The organism is Pseudomonas lundensis (assembly GCF_002269125.1).
GTDB lineage: Bacteria > Pseudomonadota > Gammaproteobacteria > Pseudomonadales > Pseudomonadaceae > Aquipseudomonas > Aquipseudomonas lundensis_A.
Map to the genome: position 1 here is coordinate 18,314 of NZ_NQKI01000003.1, position 26,324 is coordinate 44,637.

The window sequence follows — 26,324 nt, forward strand, 5'->3', positions numbered from 1 at the left end:
TTAGTTCAGTCCTTTAGGCAAGGAGTTAATTGTCGTGGCTAAAGAAAAATTTGATCGTTCCCTACCGCACGTCAACGTTGGCACTATCGGTCACGTTGACCATGGTAAAACCACTCTGACTGCAGCTCTGACTCGTGTTTGCTCCGAAGTTTTCGGTTCTGCTCGCGTTGACTTCGACAAGATCGACAGCGCACCAGAAGAAAAAGCTCGTGGTATCACCATCAACACTGCTCACGTTGAGTACAACTCGACAATTCGTCACTACGCTCACGTTGACTGCCCAGGTCACGCTGACTACGTGAAGAACATGATCACTGGTGCTGCCCAGATGGACGGCGCAATTCTGGTTTGTTCGGCTGCTGATGGTCCGATGCCGCAAACCCGTGAGCACATCCTGCTGTCCCGTCAGGTTGGCGTTCCGTACATCGTGGTCTTCCTGAACAAGGCTGACCTGGTAGACGACGCTGAGCTGCTGGAACTGGTTGAGATGGAAGTGCGCGATCTGCTGAGCACTTACGACTTCCCAGGTGATGACACTCCGATCATCATCGGTTCTGCTCGTATGGCTCTGGAAGGTAACGACGAAAACGAAATGGGCACCACTGCCGTTCGTAAACTGGTTGAAACTCTGGATACCTATATCCCAGAGCCAGTTCGTCTGACTGACAAGCCATTCTTGATGCCAATCGAAGACGTGTTCTCGATTTCTGGTCGCGGTACTGTTGTGACTGGTCGTATCGAGCGCGGTATCGTTCGCGTTCAAGATCCGCTGGAAATCGTTGGTCTGCGTGACACTACTGTTACCACTTGCACCGGCGTTGAAATGTTCCGCAAGCTGCTTGACGAAGGTCGTGCAGGCGAAAACTGCGGCGTTCTGTTGCGTGGTACCAAGCGTGACGACGTTGAGCGTGGTCAGGTTCTGGTTAAGCCGGGTTCGGTTAAGCCGCACACCAAGTTCACTGCAGAAGTTTACGTTCTGAGCAAGGAAGAAGGCGGTCGTCACACTCCGTTCTTCAAAGGCTACCGTCCACAGTTCTACTTCCGTACTACTGACGTGACTGGTAACTGCGAGCTGCCAGAAGGCGTTGAAATGGTAATGCCAGGTGATAACATTCAAATGACTGTTACCCTGATCAAAACCATCGCGATGGAAGATGGTCTGCGTTTCGCTATCCGTGAAGGCGGTCGTACCGTCGGCGCTGGCGTCGTAGCCAAAATCATCGAGTAATCGATGATTGCATGAAAAAGCCCCCGCCCAGCGGGGGCTTTTTTTATTGAGTTGACACCTACTGGGGTCGTCTATAGAATTGCGCCTCCTTTTAACGGGCGTATTGCGCTCGGTGGGAATAGCAATCTGGAGTCTGAAATCCAATGCAAAATCAGCAAATCCGTATCAGGTTGAAGGCTTTTGACCATCGCCTGATCGACCAATCAACCCAGGAAATCGTGGAAACCGCGAAACGTACTGGTGCTCAAGTGCGTGGTCCAATTCCACTGCCTACCCGTAAAGAGCGGTTCACCGTTCTGGTCTCCCCGCACGTCAACAAAGACGCGCGTGACCAGTACGAGATCCGTACTCATAAGCGCGTACTGGACATCGTCCAGCCAACGGATAAAACCGTTGATGCACTTATGAAGCTTGATCTTGCGGCCGGTGTGGAAGTGCAGATCAGCCTCGGCTAAGACTTGGGTCTTAGTCGTGTAACGCTCTGAAATGGGCGGCCATAGCGGGTGAAAGCCCCGTACACTCATGAGGTTTACAACATGACTATTGGTGTAGTCGGTCGTAAATGCGGTATGACCCGTATTTTCACCGAAGAAGGTGTCTCCATTCCGGTCACGGTCATTGAGATCGAGCCGAATCGCGTCACCCAGTTCAAAACTGAAGAAACCGATGGCTATCGTGCAGTGCAAGTCACTGTCGGCGAGCGTCGCGCTTCGCGCGTAACAGCTGCTCAGGCGGGTCACTTCGCCAAGGCAAACGTTGCAGCTGGTCGTACCGTAATGGAATTCCGCCTTGAAGAAGGCGAGTACCAGGCAGGCGATCTGATCAACGCTGAAATCTTCACCGCAGGTCAGATGGTCGATGTGACCGGTCAGTCCAAAGGTAAAGGCTTCCAGGGTACGATCAAGCGTTGGAATTTCCGTGGCCAAGATAACACTCACGGTAACTCCGTTTCCCACCGCGTCCCGGGCTCTATTGGCCAGTGCCAGACTCCTGGTCGTGTATTCAAGGGCAAAAAAATGTCCGGTCATATGGGCGCTGAGCGCGTGACCGTGCAGTCCCTCGAAGTAGTGCGCGTCGACGCTGAACGCAATCTGTTGTTGGTCAAGGGTGCTGTTCCTGGCGCTACTGGCGGCAACCTGGTTGTACGTCCGGCGGCCAAGGCTCGCGGTTAAGGGGAAGCTGACATGCAATTAAACGTAAATGACGCTCAAGCGATCGAAGTTTCCGAACTGACATTTGGCGGCGAGTTCAACGAGACGCTGGTTCACCAAGCAGTCGTGGCCTACATGGCCGGCGGCCGTCAAGGTAGCAAGCAGCAAAAGACCCGTTCCGACGTTCGTGGTGGCGGTAAGCGCCCTTGGCGTCAGAAAGGTACTGGCCGTGCTCGTGCCGGTACTATCCGTAGCCCAATCTGGCGTGGCGGTGGTACTACATTCGCAGCTCGTCCACAGGATCACTCTCAGAAGCTGAACAAGAAGATGTACCGCGCAGCAATGCGTTCCATCCTTGCTGAGCTGGTGCGTACTGATCGTCTGGTCGTGGTTCAGGACTTCGCTGTTGAAGCGCCGAAAACCAAAGATCTGCTGAACAAACTGAATGGCATGGGTCTGACTGATGTCCTGATCGTGTCTGAAGTTGTTGATCAGAACCTGTACCTGGCTGCTCGTAACCTGCCACACGTTGATGTTCGTGACGTGCAAGGTTCCGATCCAGTTAGTCTGATCGCATACGACAAGGTGTTGATCACCGTGTCGGCCGTGAAGAAATTCGAGGAGCTGCTGGGATGAACCAGGAACGCGTATTTAAAGTTCTGCTTGGCCCGCACGTTTCCGAGAAGGCTACGGTTCTGGCAGACAAGAAAGGCCAGTTCGTTTTCAAGGTTGCTACTGATGCAACCAAGCTGGAAATCAAGAAGGCCGTCGAAAGCCTGTTCAGCGTGAAAGTTGAGCGTGTTACTACCCTGAATGTTCTGGGTAAGAGCAAGCGCACCGCTCGCGGCGTGGGCAAGCGTAATGACTGGAAGAAGGCAGTAATCTCCCTTCAGCCAGGCCAAGATCTCGATTTCAGCAGCAGTGCTGAGTAAGGAAGGGGTGCATCATGGCAATCGTTAAATGCAAACCGACTTCCCCTGGCCGCCGTCATGTGGTCAAGGTGGTCAACCAGGAGCTGCATAAAGGCGCTCCTCACGCACCGCTGCTCGAGAAAAAATCGAAGTCTGGTGGTCGTAACAACAATGGCCGCATTACCACGCGTCACATCGGTGGTGGTCATAAGCAGCATTACCGTATGGTCGACTTCCGTCGCAACGACAAAGATGGCATTCCTGCCACTGTCGAGCGTATTGAATACGATCCAAACCGTACTGCTCACATTGCTCTTATGCTGTACGCAGACGGCGAACGCCGTTACATCATCGCCCCTAAAGGCGTGAGCGCTGGTGACCAGCTGATCTCGGGTGCTTTGGCTCCGATCAAGCCAGGTAACTCGCTGCAGCTGCGTAGCATTCCAGTTGGTAGCACCGTACACGGCATCGAATTGAAGCCGGGTAAAGGCGCGCAAATCGCTCGCTCCGCTGGTGCTTCTGCTCAGCTGGTAGCTCGTGAAGGTGTCTATGTGACCCTGCGTCTGCGCTCCGGTGAGATGCGTAAAGTTCTGGCTGAATGCCGTGCGACCCTGGGTGAAGTCTCGAACTCCGAGCACAGCCTTCGTTCGCTGGGTAAAGCTGGTGCCAAACGCTGGCGTGGCGTTCGCCCAACCGTTCGTGGTGTTGCCATGAACCCGGTTGACCACCCACATGGTGGTGGTGAAGGTCGTACCTCTGGTGGTCGTCATCCGGTATCGCCATGGGGCTTCCCGACTAAGGGCGCGAAGACTCGTGGTAATAAGCGTACCGACAAAATGATCGTCCGTCGTCGCAAGTAAATAGAGGGATACGACAGTGCCACGTTCTCTGAAAAAAGGTCCTTTTATTGATCTTCACCTACTGAAGAAGATCGAAGTGGCGGCGGAAAAGAATGATCGCAAGCCGGTGAAAACCTGGTCGCGTCGTTCGATGATCCTGCCACAAATGGTCGGTCTGACCATTGCTGTGCATAACGGTCGTCTGCATGTTCCAGTTCTCGTGAACGAAGACATGGTTGGCCATAAACTAGGCGAGTTTGCCGGTACCCGCACTTATCGTGGGCACGTGGCAGACAAGAAAGCCAAGCGTTAAGGGGTAAGGAACGATGGAAGTAGCCGCTAAGTTGTCGGGCGCTCGAATCTCCGCCCAGAAAGCCCGCTTGGTCGCCGACCAGATCCGCGGGAAGAAGGTGGGCGAAGCGCTCAACCTGTTGGCTTTCAGCAACAAGAAAGCCGCCGAGATCATCAAGAAAGTGCTGGAGTCGGCCGTAGCCAACGCCGAGCATAACGAAGGCGCAGACGTTGATGACTTGAAAGTCGCCACCGTTTTCGTCAACGAAGGGCGTTCGCTGAAGCGCATCATGCCGCGTGCCAAAGGCCGCGCTGATCGCATCGTCAAGCGGTCTTGCCATATCACTGTCAAGGTTGCTGACAAGTAACGGAGTCGAAGAGATGGGTCAGAAAGTACATCCCATTGGCATTCGCCTGGGAATCGTCAAGGAGCACACCTCCGTCTGGTACGCAGACGGCCGGACTTATGCGGACTACTTGTTCGCTGATCTGAAGGTGCGTGAATACCTCCAAGACAAACTAAAAAGCGCGTCCGTAAGCCGTATCGATATCCATCGTCCGGCCCAAACTGCACGCATCACCATCCACACCGCTCGTCCAGGTATTGTTATCGGGAAGAAAGGTGAGGACGTTGAGAAACTGCGTCAGGACCTGACCAAGCAAATGGGTGTGCCTGTGCACATCAATATCGAAGAGATCCGTAAGCCGGAGCTCGACGGTATGCTGGTTGCGCAGAGCGTAGCTCAGCAGCTGGAGCGTCGTGTAATGTTCCGTCGCGCTATGAAGCGCGCTGTACAGAACGCTATGCGCATTGGTGCCAAGGGCATCAAAATCCAAGTGAGCGGTCGTCTCGGCGGTGCTGAAATCGCACGTACTGAATGGTATCGCGAAGGTCGTGTGCCATTGCACACCCTGCGTGCCGACATCGACTATGCCAACTACGAAGCTCACACCACTTACGGTGTGATCGGTGTAAAGGTTTGGATCTTCAAAGGCGAAGTAATTGGTGGTCGCCAAGAAGAACTGAAACCGCAAGCACCAGCGCCTCGTAAAAAAGCTGCTAAGTAAGGGGTACGCCAAATGTTACAACCTAAGCGTACGAAGTTCCGCAAGCAAATGACTGGCCACAACCGTGGCCTGGCATTGCGCGGTAGCAAAGTCAGCTTCGGCGAGTTCGCGCTGAAGTCTGTTGCTCGTGGTCGTCTCACCGCTCGTCAGATCGAGTCAGCGCGTCGCGCACTGACCCGTCACGTAAAACGTGGTGGCAAGATCTGGATCCGTGTATTCCCGGACAAGCCTGTTACCAAAAAGCCTCTCGAAGTTCGTATGGGTAAAGGTAAGGGTAACGTGGAATATTGGGTTGCCCAGATTCAGCCAGGCAAAGTCCTGTATGAAATCGAGGGTGTTTCTGAAGAGCTGGCGCGTGAGGCTTTCGCCCTGGCTGCTGCAAAGCTGCCGCTCGCCACCTCCTTTGTTAAACGGACGGTGATGTGATGAAAGCGAATGAACTTCGTGAAAAATCCGCACAGCAGCTGAACGAGCAACTGCTCGGCTTGCTGCGCGACCAGTTCAATCTGCGCATGCAGAAAGCAACTGGCCAGTTGGGGCAGTCGCATCTGCTCTCGCAAGTTAAGCGTGACATCGCTCGCGTGAAGACTGTGCTCAAACAGCAGGCAGGTAAGTAATCATGGCTGAAGCCGAAAAAACTGTCCGTACGCTGACTGGCCGTGTTGTCAGCGACAAGATGGACAAAACCATCACCGTTCTGATTGAGCGTCGCGTTAAGCACCCGATCTACGGTAAATACGTTAAGCGTTCGACTAAGCTGCACGCGCACGACGAAACCAATCAGTGCCACATCGGCGACAAAGTCACTATTCGTGAAACTCGTCCGATGGCCAAGACTAAGTCTTGGGCTCTGGTTGATGTTCTCGAACGCGCTGTGGAAGTCTAAGGACTAGGGGTCGGAGAAATTATATGATTCAGACTCAATCCATGCTCGATGTGGCCGATAACAGCGGCGCACGCCGCGTTATGTGCATCAAGGTGCTGGGTGGCTCCCATCGTCGTTACGCTGGTATCGGTGACATCATCAAAGTTACCGTCAAGGAAGCAATTCCGCGCGGTAAAGTGAAAAAAGGCCAAGTGATGACTGCTGTAGTAGTCCGCACTCGTCACGGTGTTCGCCGTGCAGATGGCTCCATTATCCGCTTTGATGGCAACGCTGCTGTTCTTCTGAACAACAAGCAAGAGCCTATCGGCACCCGTATCTTTGGGCCAGTGACCCGTGAGCTTCGTACTGAGAAGTTCATGAAGATCGTCTCGCTCGCCCCAGAAGTGCTGTAAGGAGATCCGACATGCAAAAGATTCGTCGTGACGACGAGATCATCGTGATCGCCGGCAAAGACAAAGGTAAGCGCGGTAAGGTGCTTAAGGTTCTCGCTGACAACCGTCTGGTTGTTGGTGGTCTGAACCTGGTTAAGCGTCATACCAAGCCTAACCCGATGTCGGGCGTACAAGGCGGTATCGTCGAAAAAGAAGCGCCATTGCACGCTTCTAACGTCGCCATTTTCAACGGCGAAACCAACAAGGCTGACCGCGTTGGTTTCAAAGTAGAAGAAGGCAAAAAAATTCGTGTCTTCAAGTCGACCCAAAAAGCGGTTGATGCTTGAACACTGCTAGGTAGATAAGACCATGGCACGACTAAAAGAGATTTACCGGAAGGAAATCGCTCCGAAACTTAAGGAAGAACTTAAGCTTTCGAACGTGATGGAAGTTCCGCGCGTTACCAAAATCACCCTGAACATGGGTTTGGGCGAAGCGATCGGCGACAAAAAAGTCATCGAACACGCTGTAGCTGATTTGGAAAAGATCACGGGTCAAAAAGTTGTTGTGACTTACGCTCGCAAGTCCATCGCAGGCTTTAAAGTTCGCGAAGGCTGGCCGATCGGCGTCAAAGTAACTCTGCGCCGTGAGCGTATGTATGAATTCCTGGATCGTCTGCTGTCGATCTCCCTGCCTCGGGTTCGCGACTTCCGCGGCCTGAATGCCAAGTCCTTCGATGGTCGTGGTAACTACAGCATGGGCGTTAAAGAGCAGATCATCTTCCCGGAAATCGACTACGACAAGATCGATGCACTCCGCGGTCTGGATATTACCCTGACCACCACTGCTCGGACGGATGATGAAGGTCGCGCATTGCTGCGTGCATTCAAATTCCCGTTCCGCAACTGATTGGAGTAGGACCATGGCTAAGATGAGCATGAAAAACCGCGAGCTGAAGCGTCAGCTCACGGTTGCCAAGTACGCCAAGAAGCGTGCCGAGCTGAAAGCAATCATCGTTGATCTGAACGCAAGTCCAGAAGCGCGTTGGGAAGCGACAGTAGCTCTGCAGAAGCAGCCACGTGACGCAAGCGCCTCGCGCATGCGTAACCGCTGCCGCCTGACTGGTCGTCCGCATGGTGTTTACCGCAAGTTCGGCCTCGGTCGTAACAAATTGCGTGAAGCAGCAATGCGCGGTGACGTACCAGGTCTGGTTAAAGCCAGCTGGTAAGCCGTACAAGCAAAGTTATCGATGTCAGGCTCGCGAGATCCTGACAGTCGGTGACCTTGAACATGAATCAAGCCCCTATTGGGGCTTGATTCATTTCTGGTGTGTGTCTAGAATGACCGGCTCGCCTGAGCCCGTGCTTTTTAAGCATTGAGTCACTCGGCGACAGTTGTAGCCGCAAGGCTAATTCTTTTTGTATCAGGAGCGTCTAGCCCATGAGTATGCAGGACCCGTTAGCGGACATGCTAACTCGAATCCGTAATGCCCAGATGGCTGAAAAGTCCGTCGTAAGCATGCCATCTTCCACGTTGAAGGTAGCTGTAGCCAAAGTCCTGAAGGACGAAGGTTATATCGCGGATTATCAGATCAGCAGCGAAATCAAACCACTGCTGTCTATCGAGCTGAAGTACTTCGAAGGCCGTCCGGTTATCGAAGAAGTTAAGCGCGTTAGCCGTCCAGGCCTGCGTCAGTACAAGTCCTCCGAAGATCTGCCGAAAGTTCGTGGCGGTCTGGGTGTGTCTATCGTCTCCACCAACAAAGGTGTGATGACGGATCGTGCTGCGCGCGCTGCCGGTGTCGGCGGCGAAGTTCTTTGCACTGTGTTCTAAGGGGGGATAAGCATGTCACGCGTCGCTAAGAACCCCGTTAAGCTGCCAGCTGGTGTTGAAGTAAAATTCGCCGGCCAACAGCTTTCGGTGAAGGGTGCCAAGGGCACTCTAGAACTGAACATCCATTCGTCCGTTGAGATCGTTGAAGAAGCTGGTGAGCTGCGTTTCGCTGCTCGCAATGGCGATCAACAAACTCGCGCAATGGCTGGTACCACTCGTGCGTTGGTAAACAACATGGTCCAAGGCGTAAGCCAAGGCTTCGAGCGTAAGCTCCAGCTGGTCGGTGTTGGTTACAAAGCGCAAGCAAAAGGCACAGTGCTGAACCTGGCTCTTGGCTTCTCGCACCCAGTGGATTACGAACTGCCGGAAGGCATCACCGCTGAGACCCCTAGCCAAACCGATATCCTGATCAAGGGCATCGACAAGCAGCTAGTAGGTCAAGTGGCCGCTGAGATCCGCGACTTCCGTCCGCCAGAACCTTACAAAGGTAAAGGTGTGCGTTACGCGGACGAAGTCGTCCGCCGTAAAGAAGCCAAGAAGAAGTAGGGCCTAGCAAATGACCGACAAAAAAGTTACTCGACTGCGTCGCGCTCGCAAAGCACGTCTGAAAATGCACGAATTAGAAGTCGTGCGTCTCTGCGTGTTCCGCTCTTCGCAGCACATCTATGCCCAGGTCATCTCGGCCGACGGCAGCAAAGTCCTGGCAAGCGCCTCGACTTTGGACAAAGAACTGCGTGATGCTGCCACTGGCAACATCGACGCGGCCACAAAGGTTGGCCAGCTGGTCGCTACGCGTGCAAAAGCCGCTGGCGTCTCGCAGGTGGCTTTCGACCGCTCTGGCTTCAAGTACCACGGCCGCGTTAAAGCGCTGGCTGAGGCTGCTCGTGAAGCTGGGCTGGAGTTCTAAGTTATGTCAAATAACGACCAAAAGCGCGACGAAGGCTACATTGAGAAGCTGGTTCAAGTTAACCGCGTAGCCAAAACCGTTAAAGGCGGCCGTATCTTCACTTTCACCGCGTTGACCGTGGTTGGTGATGGTAAAGGGCGTGTTGGCTTCGGCCGTGGCAAGTCACGTGAAGTGCCTGCTGCGATCCAGAAGGCAATGGAAGCTGCTCGCCGCAACATGATCCAGGTTGATCTGAACGGCACCACCCTGCAGTACGCAATGAAGTCTGCTCATGGCGCTTCGAAGGTGTACATGCAGCCTGCTTCTGAAGGTACCGGTATCATCGCTGGCGGCGCAATGCGTGCTGTCCTCGAAGTTGCTGGCGTTCAGAACGTACTGGCTAAGTGCTACGGCTCGACTAACCCTGTAAACGTGGTTCACGCCACTTTTAAAGGTTTGAAAGCTATGCAGTCTCCTGAATCTATTGCCGCCAAGCGTGGCAAAAGCGTTAAGGAGATCTTCTGATCATGGCTACCGTTAAAGTAACGCTGATCAAAAGCATGACCGGCCGTATCCCTAACCACAAATTGTGCGTTAAAGGTCTGGGTCTGCGTCGCATCGGTCACACTGTAGAAGTACTTGATACTCCCGAGAATCGCGGGATGATCAACAAGGCTTACTACATGCTGCGTGTAGAGGGTTAATCGATGAAACTCAATGATCTGAGTCCAGCGCCGGGTTCCCGTCGCGAAAAGCATCGTCCGGGCCGTGGTATCGGTAGTGGTTTGGGTAAGACTGGTGGCCGTGGTCACAAAGGTCAGACTTCCCGCTCCGGTGGCACCATTGCTCCAGGCTTTGAAGGCGGCCAACAGCCGTTGCATCGCCGTCTGCCTAAGTTCGGTTTCGTTTCCCTGAAAGCCATGGATCGCGCAGAAGTGCGTTTGTCCGAGCTGGCTAAAGTGGAAGGCGACATCGTAACTGTGCAGACTCTGAAGGATGCCAACGTGATCAATGTCAACGTTCAACGTGTGAAAATCATGTTGTCCGGTGAAGTGACTCGCGCTGTCACCATCAAAGGTATCGCAGCCACCAAAGGTGCGCGTGCGGCTATCGAAGCAGCTGGCGGCAAGTTCGAGGAATAAATGGCTAAGCAAGGTGCTCTCTCAGCGCTCAGCAAAGGCGGGTTGTCCGAGCTCTGGGCTCGTCTGCGTTTTCTATTCCTGGCGATCATCGTCTATCGGATAGGCGCACACATCCCAGTTCCTGGTATTAACCCGGACCGGCTGGCGGACCTGTTTCGACAGAATGAGGGGACCATTCTTAGCTTGTTCAACATGTTTTCCGGCGGCGCGCTGGAGCGGATGAGTATTTTTGCGCTGGGGATCATGCCGTATATTTCGGCATCGATCATCATGCAGCTTATGTCCGCTGTTAGCCCGCAGCTGGAGCAGTTGAAGAAGGAAGGTGAGGCTGGCCGTCGCAAGATTAGCCAGTACACCCGCTACCTCACTGTCGCTCTTGCTCTTGTCCAGGCTATTGGCATGTCCATTGGTCTGGCAGGGCAGGGCGTAGCGTTCACTGGTGACCTGGGCTTTCATTTCGTTGCAGTGACCACCTTTGTGGCTGGTGCAATGTTCATGATGTGGCTGGGTGAGCAGATTACTGAGCGTGGAGTTGGCAACGGTATCTCGATGTTGATTTTTTCGGGTATCGTCGCCGGTCTTCCGAGAGCAATTGGGCAGTCGTTCGAGTCTGCGCGTCAGGGTGATATCAATATCTTCGCTCTGGTTGCTATCGGTTTGCTGGCAGTAGCGATTATCGGTTTTGTGGTGTTCATTGAGCGTGGCCAGCGTCGTATTGCTGTTCACTACGCTAAGCGTCAGCAAGGCCGTAAGGTCTTTGCTGCTCAGACAAGCCACCTGCCGCTGAAAGTGAATATGGCCGGCGTTATCCCGGCTATTTTCGCGAGCAGCATTTTGCTGTTCCCGGCTTCGCTGGGTGCCTGGTTTGGTCAGTCTGAAGGTATGGGCTGGTTGCAGGACATCTCACAGTCGATCGCTCCTGGTCAGCCGTTGAATATTCTGCTGTTTAGTGCAGGGATTATTTTCTTCTGCTTCTTCTATACGGCGTTGATGTTCAATCCGAAAGACGTAGCGGAAAACCTGAAGAAGTCCGGTGCCTTTATTCCGGGTATCCGTCCAGGCGAGCAGTCGGCGCGCTATATTGATGGCGTTTTGACTCGTTTGACTCTGTTCGGTGCTCTTTATATGACGGCCGTGTGTCTGCTGCCCCAGTTTCTGGTGGTTGCGGCCAACGTTCCGTTCTACCTTGGCGGGACCTCGTTGCTGATCGTTGTTGTGGTTGTTATGGACTTCATGTCGCAAGTACAATCGCACCTCGTTTCGCACCAGTACGAATCCCTGATGAAGAAAGCCAACCTGAAGGGCTACGGCAGCGGAATGCTTCGCTGAAGTACCCATAAGGTTAGAGGAGTTGGTGATGAAAGTTCGTGCATCGGTGAAAAAGCTGTGCCGTAACTGCAAGATTATTCGCCGCGAAGGTGTTGTTCGGGTAATTTGCAGCGCGGAACCACGTCACAAACAGCGCCAAGGCTGAGTGTGATCTGTTTGAAGCCCAGCAGCTAGTGCGCTGCTGGGTTGATTATTTGTTATTACAGCGATATTATCTCGCGCCCTATTTCTTGGCTTCCGGGGCGTAGGTAGCTGTCAATTGGAGTCCCACTGAATGGCCCGTATTGCAGGCGTTAACATTCCAGATAACAAGCACACTGTTATCTCGCTGACCTACATCTATGGTGTTGGTCGCACTACTGCACAGAAAATCTGTGTAGATGCTGGTGTAAACCCAGCCGCTAAGATCAAGGATCTGAGCGACGAGCAGATTGAACAGCTGCGTGGCGAAGTGGCGAAGTTCACCACTGAAGGTGACCTGCGTCGTGAAGTCAACATGAAAATCAAACGCTTGATGGACTTGGGCTGCTACCGCGGTCTGCGCCATCGTCGTGGTCTTCCAGTGCGCGGTCAGCGTACCAAGACCAACGCGCGTACTCGCAAAGGTCCGCGTAAGCCGATCCGCAAGTAATCGCACCAGCGAATCGACAGGAATTTAGTCATGGCAAAACCTGCTGCTCGTCCTCGTAAAAAAATTAAAAAGACAGTGGTTGATGGCATCGCCCACATCCACGCGTCTTTCAACAACACCATCGTGACCATCACCGACCGTCAGGGTAATGCGCTTTCTTGGGCAACCTCCGGTGGTTCGGGTTTCCGCGGTTCTCGCAAGTCCACCCCGTTCGCTGCTCAAGTAGCTGCTGAACGTGCTGGTCAAGCTGCGCTGGAATATGGCCTGAAAAACCTTGACGTTAACGTTAAGGGCCCAGGTCCAGGTCGTGAGTCCGCTGTCCGTGCTTTGAACGGCTGTGGCTATAAGATCGCCAGCATCACCGACGTGACGCCAATCCCGCACAACGGGTGCCGTCCGCCGAAGAAGCGCCGCGTGTAATCCAGGAGACTGTAAAGAATGGCTCGTTACATTGGTCCAAAATGCAAACTGGCACGTCGTGAAGGCACCGATCTCTTCCTGAAGAGTGGTGTGCGCGCTATCGAATCGAAGTGCAATATTGAAGCTGCTCCAGGCATCCACGGCCAGCGCCGCGGTCGCCAATCCGACTACGGCACCCAACTGCGTGAAAAGCAGAAGGTCCGTCGTATCTACGGCGTTCTCGAGCGTCAGTTCAGCGGCTACTACAAACAAGCTGCTGGCAAGAAAGGTGCAACTGGTGAAAACCTGCTGCAACTGCTCGAATGCCGTCTGGATAACGTCGTATACCGTATGGGTTTCGGTTCTACTCGTGCCGAATCTCGTCAGTTGGTATCGCACAAGTCGATCAGCGTAAACGGTCAGACCGTTAACGTTCCGTCCTACCAGGTACGTGCTGGTGACGTGGTCGCTATCCGCGAGAAAGCAAAGAACCAGCTTCGCATTGTCCAAGCTCTCGATCTGTGTGCCCAACGTGGCCGCGTAGAATGGGTAGAAGTAGACACTGAGAAGAAGTCGGGCGTTTTCAAGAACGTTCCAGCTCGCAGTGATCTGTCCGCCGACATCAACGAAAGCCTGATTGTCGAGCTCTACTCCAAGTAAGGGCTAGAAAATAGGTGCATCCATGCAGATTTCGGTAAATGAGTTCCTGACACCTCGCCATATTGATGTGCAAGTTGTCAGTCCAACCCGCGCTAAAATCACACTCGAGCCTCTCGAGCGTGGTTTTGGCCACACCCTGGGCAACGCGCTGCGCCGCATCCTGTTGTCCTCAATGCCAGGCTGTGCAGTAGTCGAGGCCGAGATTGATGGTGTGCTCCACGAGTACAGCGCCATCGAAGGTGTACAGGAAGACGTAATTGAAATCCTGTTGAACCTTAAAGGTCTGGCTATCAAGCTGCACGGCCGTGACGAAGTTACGCTGACCTTGTCGAAGAAGGGTTCGGGGGTGGTTACCGCTGCCGATATTCAGCTGGATCATGATGTCGAGATCGTTAATCCCGATCACGTAATCGCCAACCTGGCGTCTAACGGCGCCTTGAACATGAAGCTCACCGTAGCTCGTGGTCGTGGTTATGAACCAGCAGACTCGCGTCAGAGCGATGAAGATGAAAGCCGCAGCATTGGTCGCTTGCAGCTGGATTCTTCGTTCAGCCCGGTACGTCGCATCGCATACGTGGTGGAAAACGCCCGTGTCGAGCAGCGTACTAACCTGGACAAACTGGTTATTGATCTGGAGACCAACGGTACCCTGGATCCTGAAGAGGCCATTCGTCGTGCTGCAACCATCCTGCAACAGCAGTTGGCTGCATTCGTCGACCTCAAGGGTGACAGCGAGCCAGTGGTTATCGAACAGGAAGACGAGATCGATCCGATCCTGCTTCGTCCGGTTGACGATCTGGAACTGACCGTGCGTTCGGCCAACTGCCTTAAGGCGGAGAACATTTACTACATCGGTGACCTGATTCAGCGCACTGAAGTAGAACTGTTGAAGACTCCGAACCTGGGCAAGAAATCCTTGACTGAAATCAAGGACGTTCTGGCCTCCCGTGGTCTGTCCCTCGGCATGCGCCTCGACAACTGGCCGCCTGCAAGTCTTAAGAAGGACGACAAGGCGACTGCCTGATCGTCGTAATCACCGAACGTTGTGTTTGGTAAGGAATGAACCATGCGTCATCGTAAAAGTGGTCGTCACCTGAGCCGCACTAGCTCGCACCGTAAGGCTATGTTTCAAAACATGGCTGTGTCGTTGTTCGAGCACGAGCTGATCAAAACGACTCTGCCGAAAGCCAAAGAATTGCGTCGCGTTGCTGAGCCGCTGATTACTCTGGCCAAGATTGATTCTGTTGCTAACCGCCGTCTGGCATTCGACCGTACTCGCTCGAAAGCCATGGTTGGTAAGCTGTTCAACGATCTGGGCAAGCGTTATGCAACTCGTGAGGGTGGCTACCTGCGCATCCTCAAGTGCGGCTTCCGCGCTGGCGACAACGCGCCTATGGCGTACGTCGAGTTGGTTGATCGTCCAGTTGGCGGTGAAGCTGTATCCGCTGAGTAAGACGTCAGTCTCTACAAAGAACCGGGCCTAGTGCCCGGTTTTTTGTGCGTGTTGTATTGTGGTTTTCTATTGATCTCCATCATTTAATGAATTTGCCCATGCTAAATACATGGTCAATACTCCTCGTCAGCCGATCACACGGCAGTAACAAGACTGACTGAGGAAGTAAACGCATGAACCAGATCAAAACGCTTACCACTGCCAGCGGCGCCCCAGTTGCTGATAACCAGAATTCTCGTTCTGCCGGTCCTCGTGGGCCTTTGCTGCTTGATGACTTCCATTTGATCGAGAAGCTCGCACACTTCAACCGTGAAAACATTCCAGAGCGTCGCGTACACGCCAAGGGCTCGGGGGCTCACGGGACATTCACCGTTACGCGTGACATGTCGCAGTACAGTAGCGCGAAGCTGTTCGATACTGTTGGCAAGCAAACGCCGACATTCATGCGCTTTTCCACGGTCGGCGGTGAGCGCGGCTCTGCCGACACTGAGCGTGACCCTCGCGGCTTTGCAATCAAGTTCTATACCGAAGAAGGCAATTGGGACATCGTGGGTAACAACACGCCCGTGTTCTTTATCCGTGATCCCCTCAAGTTTCCGGACTTTATCCACACCCAAAAGCGTCTGCCGCAAAGCAACCTGAAAAGCGCACAAATGATGTGGGACTTTTGGTCACATTCGCCCGAGTCATTGCACCAAGTCACTATTTTGTTTTCTGACCGCGGCATACCGGATGGCTATCGCCATATGCATGGATTTGGCAGTCACACGTACAGCCTGATCAACGCGGCTGGTGAGCGTCATTGGGTCAAGTGGCATTACAAAACCAAACAAGGTATTAAAAACCTGGAGCCTGAAGAGGCGGCTCGTTTGGCGGGTACAGACCCTGACTATGCTCAGCGCGATCTGTTCGGTGCGATTGAACGGGGAGATTTCCCTAAGTGGCGTGTTTGCATGCAGGTCATGACCGAAGCGCAGGCGGCAGCGCATTACGAAAATCCGTTTGATGTCACTAAAACCTGGTCGCAGAAAGAGTTTCCGCTGATCGAGATTGGCGAGTTGGAGCTCAACCGTAACCCGCTCAATTACTTTGCCGAAGTTGAACAAGCAGCGTTTGGCCCCAGCAATATGATCCCAGGCGTTGGTTTGTCGTCTGACCGCATGCTTCAGGGTCGCGTGTTCGCCTACGCAGATGCCCATCGTTATCGCGTGGGCACCAACCACCAGCATTTGCCGATCAATTCGCCACGTGTCCCCGTGCACACCTATCAGCGCGATGGCTCCATGGCCTATGGCAATAACGGCGGTGCTGCGCCTAACTATGAGCCCAACAGCTACACTGACGCTCCCAAGCAGGCGCCACAGTATGCTGAGCCGCCATTAGCATTGAGTGGTGCAGCAGATCGTTATGATCACCGCGAGGACACTGACTACTATAGCCACGCGGGCGCTCTGTTCCGTTTGATGAGCCCCGAACAGAAAGCACTGTTGATCAACAACATTGCCGGCGCGATGGCCGGGGTGTCCGACGAAGTGGTGCAGCGTCAATTGCCGCACTTCTATAACGCTGATCCGGCATACGGTGAAGGCGTGGCAAAAGCGTTGGGTGTACAGCGTAACTAACTCTAAGTGAGAAGCAGAACCGCCCTCAATTGGGCGGTTTTTGCGTTTTTTAGCCTCGTTATCTCAGATAAACAGCACATTTATTGCGATTGAACCGTGACCTCCAGGTCAGCTTGGTTCAAACTACAGCCTTTCAAGCAGGGAGATGTGGGCCGATGCTAGGGCACCCGGAAGTAATCGATTATCTCAACACGTTGCTCACCGGCGAGCTGGCTGCACGTGATCAATATTTCGTCCATTCCCGTATGTACGAAGACTGGGGTTTCACCAAGCTTTACGAACGCATCAATCACGAGATGGAAGAAGAGGCACAGCACGCTGATGCGTTGATGCGCCGGATTCTGATGCTCGAAGGCACGCCACGCATGCGTCCGGATGATCTGGATGTGGGCACCACCGTCCCGGAGATGTTTGCCGCGGATTTGCGTCTTGAATACAAAGTTCGAGCCGCGCTGTGCAAAGGTATTGAACTCTGTGAGCTCCACAAAGATTACGTCAGCCGCGACATGCTGCGTATCCAACTCGCGGACACCGAAGAAGACCACACCTACTGGCTGGAGAAACAGCTGGGGCTGATAAAGTCGATTGGCCTGCAGAACTACCTTCAATCGCAGTTCTGATTAACGTCATGATCTGTCGCAACTTCATGTTGCGATGACGCTTACTGAAAGGCCCTGACATCATCACGATGGCAGGGCCTTTTTCATACGCCGATTTAAGCTTTGTCGCGAATTAACAGCGGTTTCAGGTAGAACCCGGTGTGTGATTGTTTCATGTTGGCCACGTCTTCAGGCGTTCCGGTTGCAATGATCTGGCCGCCCTTTGAACCGCCTTCAGGGCCCAGGTCAACCAGCCAATCCGCGGTCTTGATCACATCCAGGTTGTGCTCAATGACCACCACGGTATTGCCGTGATCGCGTAACCGATGCAGCACATCCAGCAATTGCTGGATATCGGCGAAATGCAGCCCTGTTGTTGGCTCGTCGAGGATGTACAGCGTTTTGCCCGTGTCGCGCTTTGACAGCTCGCGGGACAACTTGACGCGCTGAGCTTCGCCGCCTGACAGCGTTGTGGCAGATTGCCCCAGCTTGATATACGACAAACCTACATCCATTAGCGTTTGCAGCTTACGCGCCAGCGCAGGGACAGCATCGAAGAACTCGCGGGCTTCTTCAATCGTCATCTCCAGCACTTCATGGATGCTCTTGCCCTTGTACTTGATCTCAAGGGTTTCGCGGTTGTAACGCTTGCTCTTGCACACGTCGCACGGCACGTAGATGTCCGGCAGAAAGTGCATTTCTACCTTGATCAGGCCATCGCCCTGACACGCCTCGCAACGCCCGCCTTTCACGTTGAAAGAGAAACGCCCCGGGCCATAACCCCGGGAGCGTGATTCCGGTACGCCGGAGAACAGCTCGCGAATCGGCGTAAACAGCCCGGTGTAGGTTGCTGGGTTCGAGCGCGGCGTGCGCCCAATCGGGCTTTGGTCGATATCGACGACCTTATCCAGATGTTCAAGCCCTTTAATGCTGTCGTGAGCCGCCGCTTCTAGTGTGGTCGCGCCGTTCAAGGCTGTCGCGCTGAGCGGGTAGAGCGTGTTATTGATCAGCGTGGACTTGCCCGAACCCGAAACCCCGGTCACGCAGGTCAGCAGGCCAATAGGGATTTCGAGGTCAACATTACGCAGGTTGTTACCACGAGCTCCTTTGAGCGCCAGCGTCAGCTTTTTATTACGCGGAGTGCGCTTGGCTGGAACTTCAATCTTCACCCGTCCCGACAAGTATTTACCGGTCAGCGAGTCAGGATGTGCCATCACCTCGGCCGGCGTGCCTTCGGCAACGATGTGTCCGCCATGCACGCCCGCGCCCGGGCCGATGTCCACTACATAGTCCGCCAGACGAATAGCATCTTCATCATGCTCGACCACAATCACGGTATTGCCGATGTCTCGAAGGTGCTTGAGCGTGCCGAGCAGGCGATCGTTATCGCGCTGATGCAAGCCGATAGAGGGTTCGTCAAGGATATAAAGAACACCCACCAGCCCAGCACCGATCTGGCTGGCCAACCGGATACGCTGCGCTTCGCCGCCGGACAGCGTATCAGCGCTGCGATCCAGCGATAGATAATCGAGGCCCACATTCACCAAAAATTGCAGGCGTTCGCGAATCTCTTTCAGAATTTTGTCTGCAATCTCGCCACGACGTCCGGTCAAGCTCAGCGCGCTGAAATATTCAGTGGCATCACCGATCGGCATGTTAGTCACCGCTGGCAGGTTTTTCTCCCCGACCCACACGTGACGCGCTTCGCGACGCAGGCGTGTGCCGCGGCAGTCCGGGCAGGCCTGAGTGCTGAGAAACTTGGCCAGCTCTTCACGAACGGTCGCTGACTCGGTTTCGCGATAGCGACGCTCCAGGTTGGGCACGATGCCTTCAAATGGATGCGCCCGCTTGACGATATCGCCACGGTCATTCAAATAGCGGAAATCCACGTTCTGCGTGCCGCTGCCATACAGAATGACTTTCTGTTTGTCGGCAGGCAATTCGCTGAATGGCACTTCAAGACTGAAATCGTAATGCTTGGCCAGGGCTCCCAACATCTGGAAGTAATAGACGTTACGCCTGTCCCAGCCGCGAATGGCCCCTTCGGCCAGGGTCAAATCACCGTTGACCAGTCGCTTGATGTCGAAAAATTGCTTAACACCCAGACCGTCGCAGGTTGGGCATGCACCGGCGGGGTTGTTGAAGGAAAACAGCTTGGGTTCCAGCTCGCTAATGGCGTGCCCACAAATAGGGCAGGCAAAGCGTGCCGAGAAAATCAGCTCTTCACCGGGCTCATCGTCCATCGGTGCAACAAGCGCGATGCCATCGGCCAGCTTTAGCGCAGTTTCAAACGATTCGGCCAGACGCTGTTGCAGGTCCGCTCGCACCTTGAAACGGTCAACCACCACATCGATAGAGTGTTTTTTCTGCTTGTCGAGCTTTGGCAACTCGTCGAGTTCGCACAGCTTTCCGTCGACGCGTGCCCGAACGAAGCCTTGAGCCCGCAGTTCTTCAAAGACGGACAAATGCTCGCCCTTGCGCTCCCGGATTACCGGGGCCAGCAGCATCAGTTTGCTGCCTTCGGGTTGCGCCAACACCAAGTCGACCATCTGGCTGACGGTCTGTGCTTCCAGTGGGATATCGTGATCCGGGCAGCGCGGAATCCCCACGCGTGCATACAGCAAACGCAGGTAGTCGTAGATTTCAGTGATTGTGCCGACGGTGGATCGCGGGTTGTGCGACGTCGACTTCTGCTCGATGGAGATAGCAGGCGAAAGACCTTCGATAGTGTCGACGTCAGGCTTTTCCATCATTGAAAGAAACTGCCGCGCATAGGCCGACAGCGACTCGACGTAACGTCGCTGGCCTTCGGCATATAAAGTGTCAAATGCCAGGGATGATTTGCCGGAGCCAGACAGTCCGGTGATGACGATCAGTTTGTCCCGGGGCAGGGTCAGGTCGATGTTCTTCAGGTTGTGGGTTCGTGCCCCACGTATCAGGATCTTGTCCACTGCGGCCTCGCTTGGCGGGCATAACGTAAACGAATGAGTATACGGATCTGCGTGAAAGCTGTGCAGGTCCTTAGTGGCACGATGTCATTAAGGGCCTTCATAACTTTTACGTGACAAAGCGTCGCGCATCGCTCGTGTGTGTGCTGTTACTCGATGGGACTGGTAGAATCGCCGCCGGTTCACACGAGGTTTTTCCATGCACGATCCCCACAGCGAACGCATGAGTGGTAGCGAGACCCGCGCAGCAAGCGGTCTGGCCCTTGTGTTTGCCTTCCGCATGCTTGGTATGTTCATGGTGTTGCCGGTATTGGCGACCTATGGAATGGACCTGGCAGGTGCAACGCCCGCCTTGATTGGTTTGGCGATTGGCGCTTATGGCCTGACCCAGGCCATGTTTCAGATCCCTTTCGGGGTCATTTCCGACCGTATCGGCCGTCGCCCGGTTATCTACCTGGGGCTGGTGGTTTTCGCGCTGGGCAGTGTGTTAGCGGCGTGCTCGGACTCGATCTGGGGCGTGATAGCCGGACGCATCTTGCAAGGGGCTGGCGCGATTTCGGCGGCGGTCATGGCGTTACTTTCTGACTTAACCCGTGAACAGCACCGTACCAAAGCCATGGCCATGATTGGTATGACCATCGGTTTATCCTTCGCAGTCGCCATGGTGGTAGGGCCGCTGTTGACCCGCGCTTTTGGCTTGTCCGGCCTTTTTCTGGCTACCGGGGCCATGGCACTGGTGGGGATTGTGATCATTATGTTCATGGTGCCTCGCTCAACCGGCACGTTGCAGCACCGTGAGTCGGGGGTGGCCAGGCAGGCGCTGCTGCCGACTTTGCGTCACCCCGACCTGCTGCGTCTGGACCTCGGGATTTTTGTGTTGCACGCCATGTTGATGTCCAGCTTCATTGCCTTGCCGCTGGCGCTGGTTGAAAAAGCCGGCTTGCCCAAGGAGCAGCATTGGTGGGTTTACCTGACCGCTTTGTTGATTTCGTTCTTCGCCATGATTCCGTTCATCATCTACGGCGAAAAGAAACGCAAAATGAAACGAGTTTTACTCGGTGCCGTCGCGACGTTAATGCTCACTGAGCTATTCTTTTGGCAGTTCGGCGACAGCTTGCGTGCGTTAGTGATCGGCACGGTGGTGTTCTTCACTGCGTTCAATCTGCTGGAGGCTTCGTTGCCTTCGCTGATTAGCAAGGTGTCTCCGGCGGGCGGCAAGGGTACGGCGATGGGGGTGTATTCCACCAGCCAATTCCTGGGGTCGGCACTGGGCGGCATACTTGGCGGCTGGATGTTTCAGCATGGCGGTCTGTCGGTTGTGTTCCTGGGATGCGCAGGTCTGGCTGCACTCTGGTTAGCCTTTGCTGTTACCATGCGCGAACCGCCGTATGTAACCAGCCTGCGCTTGCCGCTGTCGCCTGAGGCGCTTCGCGAAGCAGGTTTGACCGAGCGTTTAAAGGCCGTTGCAGGCGTAACGGATGCAGTGGTGGTAGCCGAAGAGGCTGCCATTTATATCAAATTGGACACCGAACTATTGGATCGCGCGACACTCGAGCAGCTGGTTAACCCGGCGCCGACGTGCGAAGCCTAGGAGAACGTTATGGCCCGTGGGGTTAACAAAGTTATATTGGTCGGCACATGCGGCCAGGATCCCGAAGTTCGCTACTTGCCTAACGGTAATGCCGTGACCAACCTGAGTCTGGCAACCAGCGAACAGTGGACTGACAAGCAAACCGGCCAGAAAGTTGAAAAGACGGAATGGCACCGTGTATCGATGTTCGGCAAAGTGGCCGAAATTGCTGGCGAATACCTGCGTAAGGGTTCGCAGGTGTACATCGAAGGCAAGCTGCAAACTCGTGAGTGGGAAAAAGACGGTATTAAGCGTTACACCACTGAAATCGTGGTTGATATGCAAGGCACCATGCAGCTCTTGGGTGGCCGCCCACAAGGCGACCAACAAAACCAGGGTGGCGGTAACAATTACCAGCAGTCCGCACCGCGTCAGCAGGCTCAACGCCCTGCACCGCAGCAGCAGCCACAGCGCGAGTCGCGCCCGGCGCCGCAACAGCAGGCACCGCAACCTGCTCCGGATTTCGACAGCTTTGATGACGATATCCCGTTCTAGCCTGCATAAGACTATTTTGTAAGGTTTAGACACGAAGCCCCCGCTATCCGGGGGCTTCGTGTTTTATGAAGGTTAATAGCGCATCAATGGTCAAAACACTGGCATCTGCGACTTCATTGACCAGCCAACGACCCAACGAGAAAACAGATCCAGCACCACCGCCAAATGCAGCCAGCCTTCATACGTACGAATGTAAGTGATGTCGGTGACCCAAACTTTGTTGGGGTCTACGACATCGAACTGGCGCTTCAGTAAAATTGGGTGAGGCGACCGCAGGCTTGCCGCCGTATTTGCCAGGACGGCGGCGATACCCTTTCTGAGAGCGCAGACCTTTAAGACGCATCAGCCTCGCCACACGATGCCGACCACAATCCTCACCGACTTCGCGCAGATCGTCATGGGCGTTGCGATAGCCATAAACGCCGCCGCTCTCCAGCCACGAATGCCTGATCAAACCCAGTAATCGCTGATCGTCTTTAGCGCGTGCAGATTGCGGTTCGGATAACCAAGCGTAATAACCACTGGGGTGGACTTTCAGCGTCAGGCAAAGCCGTCGAATCGAATAGTCGCCCGCTCGCTGCTTGATAAAGGCGTACTTCAACCGCACTCCTTGGCAAAGTACGCGGCGGCCTTTTTAAGATGTCTCGCTCTTCGGTGACCCGCTTGAGTTCGGCTCGCCTCGGCCGCAAGTGTGCTGATGACGATATCGTGTCGCTGATCGGTACCCGGTTCGATGAGTCCGTGCAGCGCGAGCGGAAAATGTCTGAGCGCGGCGAGAGCGCCTTTGAGGTGGTGATTCTCGCCGCCGATGCGGGCGGGTACGACTGGGTGCTTAGCCCTATCGCTGAAATGACCACCATGGACGTGTTCAGCTAGATCGGCCAGGTGATGGGGTTTGGGGAGTAGCGGAACAGAAAGTGCACTTAAGCTCGGATACCCTAGCTTCGCGACCTGCCCACAGACATACCAGGCCATATTTTTCACGGAGCCGCCGTCGGATCCAAGTTCGAAATACTTCGTTTAGCTTTTCAGAGATGCCCTACAGCACACCTGAAACCCTTGTAATAGGATATTTGGCGACTAAAAAGGAGTATCACGTATGGCTAACCACGGTTACATGACCATCACCGGCAAGGCTCAAGGACTGATTTCGGCGGGTTGTTCAACCCAAGACTCTATTGGCAACAAATGTCAGAGCGGACATACCGACGAAATCATGGTGCTGTCTTACACCCACAACATGGTCAACATCGGAAATATTAATAAGCCAACACATAGTCCAATCATTATCACCAAAAACGTTGATAAAGCTTCACCGCTCCTCGCTCAAGCACTCTCAACTAGAGAAGAAATAAACTGTACAATTAGTTTTTATCGAGTGTCTTCTTTCGGCATGCAGGAAAAATTCTATTCAGTATCGATCAATGGCGGGGTTATTGCCGATCTGACACTTGAGATGCCTCATGCTATTTTGCAAAGCGACGCAGAAACTCAAGAGCATATTTCTATTCGGTACCGAGATATCACGTGGACCCACCACGCTGCAGGCACCAGCGGATATAGCACGTGGGGAAATAACGAATGAAGCCAACAAGCGAAAGTTGCATGCTTGGTAGCTGTGATTATTGGATGATTAGCCAAGCCGCCGCAAAGTTGGGTAGTCAAGCCAGCACATTAGGCGCTAGGCATATAAAAGATGGAACGCTGCGCCTGCAATTCAACAGAGAGGTTTCTTATTACGCCAGAGGCATTGTTAATGATGTCTCGCGGGGTAATAAAAGCGCTGAGCAAGGACTAAAAGAGTTAAAGGATGAGCAAAACAGTCTGCTAAGCCAGGCAAGAGACGTTGCCTTACGAGGAGCAGGCGTGATCTCGGGAGCGCTTCAGTTTGCTGCGGGCGCTGGGATTTGCTACGCCTCCGTGGGCACACTTTGCCTTTTCGCGGGTGCGCCTATGATGCTCAACGGTGCTAATAACATCTATGAAAGCGGGCGCAATCTTTTCGAGAATCGTTCCGATACCATAGGGCCACTGAGAACGGTATATCGCGCCGCTTCTGGAATGCTGGGGAAAGGTAATTGTGAGGCCGATGTGGCCTATGGAATGGTTGACTTAAGTTCGTCAGCCTACGGCATAGGCAGAATGGTATTAAAGCCCGATTCCTGGCGTTTGTTTAGATACGTGAATACGGATTATATTAGGGCATACCGGCAAGCTTCCGTCCATGGTTTCGCTTTCGATAGATTTATGGATATCCAGAACGTAAAAAATATGTATGACCCATGCCACCCTTCTAATGAATAACTTTATATTTTATTCGGCTTTCGTGCTGCTTACGGCCTTATTGTACTGGCCTGCGTTTTGGGCAAGCTTCGCGTTTTCAGGCAGCCGCTTCTCCCTGATAAAATTTTGGGGTGCACTGATTTATACTGTCCTATGCGCCTCTATTCACGGTTTTTTTTTGCGAGATAGCACGTTACCGTTTATGGGGTATGTAGATAACTCTGTAATGGGCTGGCTATCCCTTGTAATGATATTTGTCCACGTGTGTACCATTCCAGTTAATTGGGAGCGAAAACGCTGGTTTTTACGAAAGTAAACTCACACCGAATCGATACCCATCTAGGAGGATGTTTCAAAGAAGCGTCCTGGTTATCCTCACAGGTCATCGTCCGGATTACGCAGTGGCGGCAGCTCACCTCTGGCGACCTCTTCTGGTACCGCGGTAGTACCGTCCTAACATATTGATGTGCTCGAAGATCAGCGGCGACAGCCGAGCCAGATCCTCGTCCAGCACCGGGTAACCATGCTGCTTTAGCCGCTCTACGGCGGCCGTCATGTAGAGGGTGTTCCACGGCACGATGATGTTCACCACCAAGCCCAAGGCGCCGAGCTGATCCTCCTGACCTTCGCTGTAGCGCTGGTTGCGCATTTCCTTGGCGCTGAAGTAAGCGCCCACCTCCATCACGACGTCTGCGGTAATACCCGTCGCTTTGGTCAGACACTTATTGAGGCCACTGCTCAAGCAAGATCGAGACGAACTTTTCTGCCGCCGGAGACAGAGAGGCACCTCTGCGATAAACCAGTCCCAATGAGCGATTTACCACCGGATCAATCAAGGGGACGCTGACCAGTGTTGGATGATCGCCAGAAGGCATTGCAAGACTGGGCATCACCGATACACCAAGCCCTGCCTCTACTAAACCCAATGAAGTTGAAAGGTGCTGGACTTCGTAAAACCACGTCGGCCGCCAGCTTGAACTCGACAAGGCGTGGTCTAAAAGCATGCGGTTTCCGCTTAATCGACCTACGCCAATCAACCGATACTCACTGAGTTGCGACCACTTTACAGACGCGCAATTGGCCAGCTTATGATCGCGTCTGCATGCCAAAACAAACGGTTCATTCACTAAGGTCACAAACTCGATGTCCGGGTGCTGGCCACTCATCATGTTGATGCCAAAATCGGCTTCGCCACGCAGTACTGCTTCCAGACCGTCGTTGGCGCTCAGGTCTAACAGGCGAATATGGATTTTAGGATAACGCTCGTTGTAGAGGCGGATCACTGAAGGCAAAAAATAGAAGGCTGCCGTGGGGATACAGGCAAGGGTGACACGACCACTTTGCCGTTCCGCTAACTCCCGAATATTAAGAATCGAGTCATCAAAGTCGTCGAGCAGTCTGCGTGCTTTGGGTAAAAAATCGCGGCCTACGCTCGTCAGGCTGACTTTGCGTGTGGTTCGATCAAGCAGGGCAGTGCCCAACCCCTCTTCAAGCTTTTTTATTCGACGACTTAACGCTGGCTGAGAAAGATGAAGTGCGTCAGCCGCTTCGTGAAAACTGCCAAGCTCTGCAATTTTAACGAAAGAGCGAATGTCTTGGAGTTCGTATTCCATAAAGTTCTCTCGCTAGAAAGGCCTGCTTCACCGGAAGTGGCTGGAATTTATTGTTT

The 26,324-nt window shown here is 53.8% G+C and carries 37 protein-coding genes and 2 pseudogenes; 35 read left to right on the plus strand and 4 right to left on the minus strand.

Annotation, left to right across the window (positions count from 1 at the left end; all coding sequences use genetic code 11):
• Positions 1–34 precede the first annotated feature (34 nt).
• From tuf to bfr, 31 genes are all read left to right on the plus strand, one after another.
• The gene (gene tuf, locus CJF39_RS03025; protein WP_025857206.1) at positions 35–1,228 is read left to right on the plus strand and encodes an elongation factor Tu; all 1,194 of its coding nucleotides are present in this window, start codon (positions 35–37) and stop codon (positions 1,226–1,228) included.
• A 143-nt stretch (positions 1,229–1,371) separates the two neighbouring features.
• The gene (rpsJ, locus tag CJF39_RS03030; protein WP_003186070.1) at positions 1,372–1,683 is read left to right on the plus strand and encodes a 30S ribosomal protein S10; all 312 of its coding nucleotides are present in this window, start codon (positions 1,372–1,374) and stop codon (positions 1,681–1,683) included.
• Between the two features lie 81 nt (positions 1,684–1,764).
• The gene (gene rplC / locus CJF39_RS03035; RefSeq protein WP_003444377.1) at positions 1,765–2,400 is read left to right on the plus strand and encodes a 50S ribosomal protein L3; all 636 of its coding nucleotides are present in this window, start codon (positions 1,765–1,767) and stop codon (positions 2,398–2,400) included.
• A gap of 12 nt (positions 2,401–2,412) precedes the next feature.
• On the plus strand, positions 2,413–3,015 hold the full coding sequence (gene rplD / locus CJF39_RS03040; RefSeq protein WP_047277894.1) for a 50S ribosomal protein L4: 603 nt from the start codon (positions 2,413–2,415) through the stop codon (positions 3,013–3,015).
• Positions 3,012–3,311, plus strand: coding sequence for a 50S ribosomal protein L23 (gene rplW, locus CJF39_RS03045; protein ID WP_003444375.1), 300 nt, complete (start codon positions 3,012–3,014; stop codon positions 3,309–3,311). Before rplD ends, rplW begins: the two co-directional genes overlap by 4 nt.
• 14 nt (positions 3,312–3,325) lie before the next feature.
• Positions 3,326–4,150, plus strand: coding sequence for a 50S ribosomal protein L2 (rplB, locus tag CJF39_RS03050; RefSeq protein ID WP_047277892.1), 825 nt, complete (start codon positions 3,326–3,328; stop codon positions 4,148–4,150).
• A 16-nt stretch (positions 4,151–4,166) separates the two neighbouring features.
• Positions 4,167–4,442, plus strand: coding sequence for a 30S ribosomal protein S19 (rpsS, locus tag CJF39_RS03055; protein ID WP_003232420.1), 276 nt, complete (start codon positions 4,167–4,169; stop codon positions 4,440–4,442).
• Between the two features lie 13 nt (positions 4,443–4,455).
• Positions 4,456–4,788 (plus strand): 50S ribosomal protein L22, encoded by a 333-nt coding sequence (gene rplV / locus CJF39_RS03060; protein WP_003444373.1) that lies wholly within the window; start codon positions 4,456–4,458, stop codon positions 4,786–4,788.
• 13 nt (positions 4,789–4,801) lie between these two features.
• Positions 4,802–5,488, plus strand: coding sequence for a 30S ribosomal protein S3 (gene rpsC / locus CJF39_RS03065; protein WP_003176422.1), 687 nt, complete (start codon positions 4,802–4,804; stop codon positions 5,486–5,488).
• Between the two features lie 12 nt (positions 5,489–5,500).
• The gene (gene rplP, locus CJF39_RS03070; RefSeq protein WP_003186052.1) at positions 5,501–5,914 is read left to right on the plus strand and encodes a 50S ribosomal protein L16; all 414 of its coding nucleotides are present in this window, start codon (positions 5,501–5,503) and stop codon (positions 5,912–5,914) included.
• Positions 5,914–6,105, plus strand: coding sequence for a 50S ribosomal protein L29 (gene rpmC / locus CJF39_RS03075; protein ID WP_003444371.1), 192 nt, complete (start codon positions 5,914–5,916; stop codon positions 6,103–6,105). The genes rplP and rpmC overlap by 1 nt, the downstream gene beginning before the upstream one ends.
• Before the next feature lie 2 nt (positions 6,106–6,107).
• Entirely contained in the window at positions 6,108–6,374 is a 267-nt protein-coding gene (gene rpsQ, locus CJF39_RS03080; protein ID WP_003194644.1) for a 30S ribosomal protein S17, read from the plus strand.
• 23 nt (positions 6,375–6,397) lie between these two features.
• Positions 6,398–6,766 carry a 50S ribosomal protein L14 gene (gene rplN / locus CJF39_RS03085; RefSeq protein WP_002555479.1) on the plus strand — a complete coding sequence of 123 codons (369 nt, stop codon included), beginning with the start codon at positions 6,398–6,400 and terminating at the stop codon, positions 6,764–6,766.
• 11 nt (positions 6,767–6,777) lie between these two features.
• Positions 6,778–7,092, plus strand: coding sequence for a 50S ribosomal protein L24 (rplX, locus tag CJF39_RS03090; protein ID WP_042561341.1), 315 nt, complete (start codon positions 6,778–6,780; stop codon positions 7,090–7,092).
• Positions 7,093–7,114: 22 nt separating this feature from the next.
• Entirely contained in the window at positions 7,115–7,654 is a 540-nt protein-coding gene (gene rplE, locus CJF39_RS03095) for a 50S ribosomal protein L5 (RefSeq protein WP_003186044.1), read from the plus strand.
• Positions 7,655–7,667: 13 nt separating this feature from the next.
• Positions 7,668–7,973, plus strand: a complete 306-nt coding sequence (gene rpsN, locus CJF39_RS03100) for a 30S ribosomal protein S14 (RefSeq protein WP_047277885.1) — start codon at positions 7,668–7,670, stop codon at positions 7,971–7,973.
• A gap of 212 nt (positions 7,974–8,185) precedes the next feature.
• Positions 8,186–8,578 carry a 30S ribosomal protein S8 gene (rpsH, locus tag CJF39_RS03105; protein WP_047277884.1) on the plus strand — a complete coding sequence of 131 codons (393 nt, stop codon included), beginning with the start codon at positions 8,186–8,188 and terminating at the stop codon, positions 8,576–8,578.
• Positions 8,579–8,590: 12 nt separating this feature from the next.
• Positions 8,591–9,124: a 50S ribosomal protein L6 gene (rplF, locus tag CJF39_RS03110; RefSeq protein ID WP_003176412.1), complete on the plus strand. Its 534-nt coding sequence runs from the start codon at positions 8,591–8,593 to the stop codon at positions 9,122–9,124.
• Between the two features lie 10 nt (positions 9,125–9,134).
• On the plus strand, positions 9,135–9,485 hold the full coding sequence (gene rplR / locus CJF39_RS03115) for a 50S ribosomal protein L18 (protein WP_003444364.1): 351 nt from the start codon (positions 9,135–9,137) through the stop codon (positions 9,483–9,485).
• Between the two features lie 3 nt (positions 9,486–9,488).
• Entirely contained in the window at positions 9,489–9,989 is a 501-nt protein-coding gene (rpsE, locus tag CJF39_RS03120; protein WP_003186035.1) for a 30S ribosomal protein S5, read from the plus strand.
• A gap of 2 nt (positions 9,990–9,991) precedes the next feature.
• Positions 9,992–10,168, plus strand: coding sequence for a 50S ribosomal protein L30 (gene rpmD, locus CJF39_RS03125; protein WP_003186033.1), 177 nt, complete (start codon positions 9,992–9,994; stop codon positions 10,166–10,168).
• Between the two features lie 3 nt (positions 10,169–10,171).
• A complete protein-coding gene (gene rplO, locus CJF39_RS03130; RefSeq protein WP_047277881.1) occupies positions 10,172–10,606 on the plus strand; it encodes a 50S ribosomal protein L15 in 435 nt (144 codons plus the stop codon).
• Positions 10,607–11,935 carry a preprotein translocase subunit SecY gene (secY, locus tag CJF39_RS03135; protein ID WP_003444361.1) on the plus strand — a complete coding sequence of 443 codons (1,329 nt, stop codon included), beginning with the start codon at positions 10,607–10,609 and terminating at the stop codon, positions 11,933–11,935.
• A gap of 28 nt (positions 11,936–11,963) precedes the next feature.
• Positions 11,964–12,080, plus strand: a complete 117-nt coding sequence (gene rpmJ, locus CJF39_RS03140) for a 50S ribosomal protein L36 (protein WP_002555468.1) — start codon at positions 11,964–11,966, stop codon at positions 12,078–12,080.
• A gap of 129 nt (positions 12,081–12,209) precedes the next feature.
• The gene (gene rpsM / locus CJF39_RS03145; RefSeq protein ID WP_047277874.1) at positions 12,210–12,566 is read left to right on the plus strand and encodes a 30S ribosomal protein S13; all 357 of its coding nucleotides are present in this window, start codon (positions 12,210–12,212) and stop codon (positions 12,564–12,566) included.
• Between the two features lie 30 nt (positions 12,567–12,596).
• Entirely contained in the window at positions 12,597–12,986 is a 390-nt protein-coding gene (rpsK, locus tag CJF39_RS03150; RefSeq protein WP_007924177.1) for a 30S ribosomal protein S11, read from the plus strand.
• Positions 12,987–13,004: 18 nt separating this feature from the next.
• Positions 13,005–13,625 carry a 30S ribosomal protein S4 gene (rpsD, locus tag CJF39_RS03155; RefSeq protein ID WP_003444359.1) on the plus strand — a complete coding sequence of 207 codons (621 nt, stop codon included), beginning with the start codon at positions 13,005–13,007 and terminating at the stop codon, positions 13,623–13,625.
• 22 nt (positions 13,626–13,647) lie between these two features.
• A complete protein-coding gene (locus CJF39_RS03160) occupies positions 13,648–14,649 on the plus strand; it encodes a DNA-directed RNA polymerase subunit alpha (protein WP_003176403.1) in 1,002 nt (333 codons plus the stop codon).
• Between the two features lie 42 nt (positions 14,650–14,691).
• Positions 14,692–15,078, plus strand: coding sequence for a 50S ribosomal protein L17 (gene rplQ, locus CJF39_RS03165; protein ID WP_016779185.1), 387 nt, complete (start codon positions 14,692–14,694; stop codon positions 15,076–15,078).
• 173 nt (positions 15,079–15,251) lie between these two features.
• Positions 15,252–16,700, plus strand: coding sequence for a catalase (locus tag CJF39_RS03170; protein WP_094992110.1), 1,449 nt, complete (start codon positions 15,252–15,254; stop codon positions 16,698–16,700).
• A 155-nt stretch (positions 16,701–16,855) separates the two neighbouring features.
• Complete coding sequence (gene bfr, locus CJF39_RS03175; RefSeq protein ID WP_047277866.1) at positions 16,856–17,320, plus strand: bacterioferritin; 465 nt, start codon at positions 16,856–16,858, stop codon at positions 17,318–17,320.
• Positions 17,321–17,415: 95 nt separating this feature from the next.
• Here the strand turns inward: bfr and uvrA are convergent, their stop codons facing one another.
• Positions 17,416–20,250, minus strand: coding sequence for an excinuclease ABC subunit UvrA (gene uvrA / locus CJF39_RS03180; RefSeq protein WP_094992111.1), 2,835 nt, complete (start codon positions 20,248–20,250; stop codon positions 17,416–17,418).
• Between the two features lie 196 nt (positions 20,251–20,446).
• Between uvrA and CJF39_RS03185 the strand changes: the two genes are divergently transcribed.
• Entirely contained in the window at positions 20,447–21,838 is a 1,392-nt protein-coding gene (locus tag CJF39_RS03185) for an MFS transporter (protein WP_094992112.1), read from the plus strand.
• Between the two features lie 9 nt (positions 21,839–21,847).
• The gene (locus CJF39_RS03190) at positions 21,848–22,372 is read left to right on the plus strand and encodes a single-stranded DNA-binding protein (RefSeq protein WP_047283157.1); all 525 of its coding nucleotides are present in this window, start codon (positions 21,848–21,850) and stop codon (positions 22,370–22,372) included.
• 49 nt (positions 22,373–22,421) lie between these two features.
• On the opposite strand, the pseudogene CJF39_RS03195 reads toward CJF39_RS03190, so the two are convergent.
• Positions 22,422–23,182, minus strand: a pseudogene (locus tag CJF39_RS03195) (IS3 family transposase); the annotation flags it as partial.
• Between the two features lie 289 nt (positions 23,183–23,471).
• On the opposite strand from CJF39_RS03195, the gene CJF39_RS03200 reads away from it, so the two are divergent.
• A complete protein-coding gene (locus CJF39_RS03200; RefSeq protein WP_094992113.1) occupies positions 23,472–23,957 on the plus strand; it encodes an Hcp family type VI secretion system effector in 486 nt (161 codons plus the stop codon).
• Positions 23,954–24,676 carry a DUF4225 domain-containing protein gene (locus CJF39_RS03205; RefSeq protein WP_249275313.1) on the plus strand — a complete coding sequence of 241 codons (723 nt, stop codon included), beginning with the start codon at positions 23,954–23,956 and terminating at the stop codon, positions 24,674–24,676. The genes CJF39_RS03200 and CJF39_RS03205 overlap by 4 nt, the downstream gene beginning before the upstream one ends.
• A gap of 354 nt (positions 24,677–25,030) precedes the next feature.
• On the opposite strand, the pseudogene CJF39_RS03210 reads toward CJF39_RS03205, so the two are convergent.
• Together CJF39_RS03210 and CJF39_RS03215 are read right to left on the minus strand one after the other, a co-directional pair.
• Positions 25,031–25,295 (minus strand): annotated as a pseudogene (locus CJF39_RS03210) (Tn3 family transposase); the annotation flags it as partial.
• 82 nt (positions 25,296–25,377) lie between these two features.
• Positions 25,378–26,268, minus strand: a complete 891-nt coding sequence (locus CJF39_RS03215) for a LysR family transcriptional regulator (protein ID WP_070411080.1) — start codon at positions 26,266–26,268, stop codon at positions 25,378–25,380.
• Positions 26,269–26,324: the final 56 nt, after the last annotated feature.